Origin of the sequence: Micromonospora maritima, from assembly GCF_902825405.1 — a bacterium.
Lineage (GTDB): Bacteria > Actinomycetota > Actinomycetes > Mycobacteriales > Micromonosporaceae > Micromonospora > Micromonospora maritima.
This window is the reverse complement of the sequence record NZ_CADEAU010000470.1, coordinates 1-4089: the sequence shown is the minus strand read 5'-3', so window position 1 is coordinate 4089 and position 4089 is coordinate 1. Positions and strand designations below refer to the sequence as shown.

The 4089-nt window shown below is 74.8% G+C and carries 4 protein-coding genes; 1 reads left to right on the top strand and 3 read right to left on the bottom strand.

Going from position 1 to position 4089, the window contains the following annotated elements; all coding sequences use genetic code 11:
* The first annotated feature begins 157 nt into the window (after nt 1–157).
* A complete protein-coding gene (locus HUW36_RS27270; RefSeq protein WP_246248346.1) occupies nt 158–526 on the top strand; it encodes an Rv3654c family TadE-like protein in 369 nt (122 codons plus the stop codon).
* A 63-nt stretch (nt 527–589) separates the two neighbouring features.
* Here HUW36_RS27270 and HUW36_RS27265 read toward each other — a convergent pair whose 3' ends face one another.
* The 3 genes from HUW36_RS27265 to HUW36_RS27255 all read right to left on the bottom strand — a co-directional run.
* A complete protein-coding gene (locus tag HUW36_RS27265) occupies nt 590–1168 on the bottom strand; it encodes an LURP-one-related family protein (RefSeq protein ID WP_174530758.1) in 579 nt (192 codons plus the stop codon).
* 209 nt (nt 1169–1377) lie between these two features.
* On the bottom strand, nt 1378–1584 hold the full coding sequence (locus HUW36_RS27260) for a hypothetical protein (RefSeq protein WP_099162875.1): 207 nt from the start codon (nt 1582–1584) through the stop codon (nt 1378–1380).
* Nucleotides 1585–1818: 234 nt separating this feature from the next.
* Nucleotides 1819–4089, bottom strand: a 2271-nt coding sequence (locus HUW36_RS27255) for a DEAD/DEAH box helicase (RefSeq protein ID WP_174530757.1), incomplete at its 5' end; no start/stop codon positions are given.

Genomic DNA, 4089 nt, shown 5'->3' with positions numbered 1-4089 from the left:
TGAGCGTGGCCGGCGACCGGGTGACCGCGTCCGTCCGGGTGCCGGTCCGGACGTTCGGCGCGCGGCTGCCCGGGCTGACCGTGTCCGGCGTCGCGGTGGCCGCCGTGGAACCCGGGCTCCCCGGGCCCGTGCCGTGAGACCGGGGAGGTCGTCGTCCGTGACCCGGCGGCCGTCGGCCGAGCGGGGCGGCGCGACGGTGTGCCTGCTCGCGGTCGGTCTGGTGTTCGTGCTCGTCGGGCTGTTCGGGGCCGGGCTCGGTGCCGCCCGGTGCGCGCGTCACCAGGCCCGCGTCGCGGCCGACTTCGGCGCACTCGCGGGCGCTGTCCGGGTGCTCGACGGCGTCGATGTCGCCTGTGCGCAGGCTGCCGCGCTGGTCTCGGCCAACGGTGGCCGGCTGACCGGGTGCCGGGTCGACGGGCTCGACCTCGTCGTCACGGCACAGGTGCGGGTGGCGCCTCTGCCAGGCCTGGCCCGCGTCGCCACCGCCACGTCGAGGGCTGGCCCGATCGGGGCCGGCGGCGGGTGAGGGCCGGCCCGGTCAGGGCCGGGCGGCGGGTGCGGACCAGCCCGTTCAGGGCCGGGCGGAGGGTCAGCGGGACTGGAGCGCGTCCAGGCCGATCGCCATGGCGATGACCAGTCGACGGTCGATCTGCGGGTGCTGGATGTCGACGACGTACCGGTCGCGCAGGCCCCACTTCTTGTCGACGGTGAACACCGGCTGACCGCCGGCCACGAAGTCGAAGTGGTAGGGCAGCCAGGAGAGCGAGTCGACGAAGCGGCGCAGCAGCGCCACCGGCAGGCTGCGCTCCTGACCGGTCGCGGCGGGCAGGCCGGGCTGCTCGACGTGCCAGGTGGACCGCAGCAGCGACTGGGCGAAGTCCTTGCGGAACAGGCCGATCGGGGTGCCGGCGTGGTCGGTCACGTCGTAGGTGGCGCCGAGGTCGAGCCGCTGGCGGGCCTTGAAGCCGAGAAGGGGGTACTGCTTGGTGTCGTCGGTGTAGATGGTCACCTGCTCCTTGAAGGCGAGCCGCTTCTGCTGCGCGAACGCGAGCAGCCCGCCCTCGGAGCCGTCCGGTGCCACGGCGTGCACCTCGTACTGGTTGACCATCATCCGGATCCGCTGACGGACGATGAACCGGTGCTGGGCCTGCAGGTTGTCGAGCGACATCTGATCTCCTTCGAGGGGTCGCCGGAGTCTCGCACAGCACGGCGACCACGGCGCGCCTGCACGTCGACGCGTCCGTCCGCGCCGGTTCGGCACCTGTCGCCCCGGGCCGCGCCACTTCCGCACCTGTGGCCCCGGGGCGCGCCGTTACGTCGGGGTGGCGCGGTCGAGCCCGCCGGATGCCGCCACGTCAGAGAGCGGGCGCGCGCGGATCAGCGCCCGCCGTCGACCGTGGCCTTCATGGCCCAGCTGTTCAGCACCTGGTGGATGCCGCGCAGGCGTTCGTTGATTTGTTCCAGCCGCTCCGCCTGGGCCAGGTTCGCCAGTGCCGTGCCCAGCGCGATCTGCTGGTCCGGAGTGAGGTTCTCCTGGTCGATGGTGTAGAGCAGCTCGACGGTCTCGGCGATCGTGTCGGCCACGGCGGCACCTCCGGCGGGACGGGTCTGGGTTCTCGGCGCTACCGAAATGATGCATGGAAGCGCTCCCATGCATCAATGCCCCGACACCGCCCTGCTCATGCACGCGTCCCACCCACCAGACACGGACGCGCCCCGGCCTCCCATGATCGACACCAGCTCGGGGAACTGGCGGGGTCGGCGGCCTGCCGATGCCACCACCTCCCCGAGGTGGCGGCCGGTGAGTCAGGCGGCCGGTCAGTCCGGCGCGCCGGGCCCGGAGGGGGACGGGTGAACCGTCCGCTCACCCTGGCGGGGCAGTGATCCGACCCGCCCCGGCCCCGGACCGTCGGGCCGCGTGGCCAGGTTGGCGAGCACCACGTCGAGCACCGTGATCGCCTCCGGCTTGGCCAGCGGGTTGTTGCCGTTGCCGCACTTCGGGGACTGGACGCAGGACGGGCAACCCGTCTCGCACCCGCACTCGACGATCGCGTCCCGGGTGGCGCGCAGCCACGCGGCGGCCGTCCCGTACGCCCGCTCGGCGAAGCCCGCCCCGCCCGGGTGGCCGTCGTAGACGAAGACGGTCGGCGCCTCGGTGTCCGGGTGCAGGGCGGTGGAGAGCCCGCCGATGTCCCACCTGTCGCAGGTTGCCATCAGCGGCAGCAGGCCGATCGCGGCGTGCTCGGCGGCGTGCAGCGCGCCCGGCACGTCCGCCGCCTCCACGCCGGCGGCGGCCAGCGAGCCGGGGGAGAGCGTGAACCAGACCGCGACGGTGCGCAGCTCGCGCGCGGGCAGGTCGAGCGGGCGGGTGTCGATCACCTCGCCGGTGGCGATGCGCCGCCGCTGGTAGGACACCACCTGGCTGGTCACGTCCACCTCGCCGAGGAACAGCCCGACCGGGCCGGCGTCGACGTACGAGCGGACCGAGACCACGGACAGCGAGGTCACGTCGCGGGCGTGGGTGGACCAGTCCGGCTCCTCGGCGTGCACGAGCGCGCACCCGTCGGCCAGGTCGAGCGAGTCGACCACGTACGAGACGCCCTGGTGGAGGTAGACCGCGCCGGTGTGCAGCAGGAAGTGCGCCGACCCGCCGTCGACGGTGCCGAGCAGCCGGCCGGTGGACTCCTCCACCACGCAGACCGGGGCGCCGCCCTCGCCGCGCAGGTCGACCTCGGGGCGTTCCCGGTGCCGCCAGTACCAGCCGGTGGGCCGCTGCCGCAGCGCGCCCGCCTCGACCAGCGAGTCCACCGCCTCCTTCGCGCCCTCGCCGAACAGGTCCAGGTCGGCCGGGGTGAGCGGGGCCTCGTGGGCGGCGCAGGCGAGTTGCGGCGCGAGCACGTACGGGTTGGCCGGGTCGAGCACGGTGGCCTCGACGGGTCGCCCGAACAGCGCCTCCGGGTGGTGCACCAGGTAGGTGTCGAGCGGGTCGTCCCGGGCCACCAGCACCGCGAGGGCCTCGTCGCCGGAGCGCCCGGCCCGCCCGGCCTGCTGCCACAGCGACGCCCGGGTGCCCGGCCAGCCGCAGATCAGCACCGCGTCCAGCCCGACCAGGTCGACGCCGAGTTCGAGCGCGTTGGTGGAGGCGAGGCCGAGCAGGTCGCCGTGCAGCAGTGCCCGTTCCAGCTCGCGGCGTTCCTCGCGCAGGTAGCCGGCCCGGTAGGCGGCCACCCGGTCGCCGAGGCCGGGCACCGCCTCGTCGAGCGACCTGCGGGCGTTCGCGGCGACCACCTCGGCGCCCCGGCGGGACCGCACGAACGCGAGCGTGCGTACCCCCTCGACCACACTGTCGGCGAGCAGGTCGGCGGTCTCGCGCAGCGCGGAGCGCCGGACCTGGACGAGGTCGGTGTCGACGGACGAGTCGGTGGGCGGCAGCAGCGGCGGTTCCCAGAGCGCGAACGTCACCCCGCCGCGCGGCGAGGTGTCCTCGGTGACGGCGGTGACGGGCAGTCCGGTGAGCCGCCCGGCCGTCGTCGCCGGGTCACCCGACGTGGCCGAGGCCAGCAGGAACACCGGCGTACGCCCGAAGCGGGCGCACTGCCGGCGCAGCCGCCGCAGCACGTGCGCGACGTGCGAGCCGAAGACGCCCCGGTAGGTGTGGCACTCGTCGACCACCACGTACGCGAGCCGGCGCAGGAAGCCGGACCAGTGCGCGTGCCCGGGCAGGATGCCGTGGTGCAGCATGTCGGGGTTGGTCAGCACGAAGCGGGCGTGCCGGCGGATCCACTCCCGTTCGGCGCGCGGCGTGTCCCCGTCGTAGGTGGCGGGGCGTACCCCCTCCAGCTCCAGGCCGGCGACGGCGCGCAGCTGGTCGGCGGCGAGCGCCTTGGTGGGGGCCAGGTAGAGCACGGTGGCGCGCGGGTCGGTGAGCAGCGTGCTGAGCGCCGGCAGCTGGTAGGCCAGGGACTTGCCGGACGCCGTGCCGGTGGCCACCACGACGTGTTGCCCCGCGTACGCCAGCTCGGCGGCCTCGGCCTGGTGCCGCCACGGGGCGACGACGCCGCGGCGCGCGAACGCCGCCCGCAGGTCCTC